The sequence below is a fragment of the Actinomadura soli genome (genome assembly GCF_005889715.1).
Taxonomy (GTDB): domain Bacteria; phylum Actinomycetota; class Actinomycetes; order Streptosporangiales; family Streptosporangiaceae; genus Spirillospora; species Spirillospora soli.
Genome location: NZ_VCKW01000588.1, coordinates 1 through 907 on the forward strand (window position 1 = coordinate 1; position 907 = coordinate 907).

Below are 907 nucleotides of genomic sequence, written 5' to 3' on the forward strand. Positions count from 1 at the left end.
GTTCTGGGCGCGGGGACGGGGCTGGGCAACGGGACGGACGACGCGTCCGCCGTGCACGGGACGATCGGCAGCCGGACCGTCAGCCCGAGCGCGACGGCCGGGCAGCCGAGGCCGAGCACCCGCGAGGCGATCCGCTCGGACCCGGCCGGGCCGAACGCGGGCAGCAGTTCGGCCAGCCGGGCGGCGAAGGGCTCGGCGTACGGGGCGTCGTCCACCCCGGACAGCGGTGTCGCCAGGGCGGGCTCGACGCGCAGGAGCCGCGTCCCGGACGCGCGGCAGGCGCCGTCGTCGGGCGGCCGGACGGGCAGGTCGCCGATGGTGACGCCGAGGCCCTCCTGGCGGAGCCGGCGCAGGTCGGCCGCCAGCGCGAGCACCCGGACGTCGTGGTCGCCCGCGTCGACCTCGATCGGGTAGATCCACCAGCCGATCTCGGCGAGTTCACCGGTGTCGACGCGCGGCACGGAGCAGGCGCCGCACCAGACATGGCCGAAGATCCCGGGCTCGAAGACGCCGCGGTGTTCGGGCGGGAGCCGCAGCAGCGAGCCGGGCGCGCGGCCCACGGCCTGGAGCCGTCCGACGCCGAACAGGCCGGCCGCTGTGTCGTCCCAGTTGCTGATGCGGCCGCGGCCGTTGAGGGTGATGGCGGTCATCCGCGCCACACCCAGCAGGTCAGCGATGACCATGCAGTCCCCCTCCCGGAGCGAAGGATGCGCGACGCTCCCGGCAACTCCTGGTAAAGGAGACGTTACCCCCTGTAAGAAGATCGCGCTGGGAGTCTTGCGGAACTCATCCGGGTGAGCGCTCACTCATATGAGCGCATCATGCTAACGTCCAGGACGAACCTGCGCAGACAGGCCAGGGGCACAGAGGCACGCGCGGACGGCGGGAGGTCCGGTGGCAACGGGGC

At 73.5% G+C, this 907-nt stretch carries 1 protein-coding gene; it reads right to left on the bottom strand.

The window, feature by feature from the left end:
• Window positions 1-683 (bottom strand): hypothetical protein (locus ETD83_RS42010; protein ID WP_205718194.1); only part of this gene is annotated, 683 nt, incomplete at its 3' end.
• Window positions 684-907: the final 224 nt, after the last annotated feature.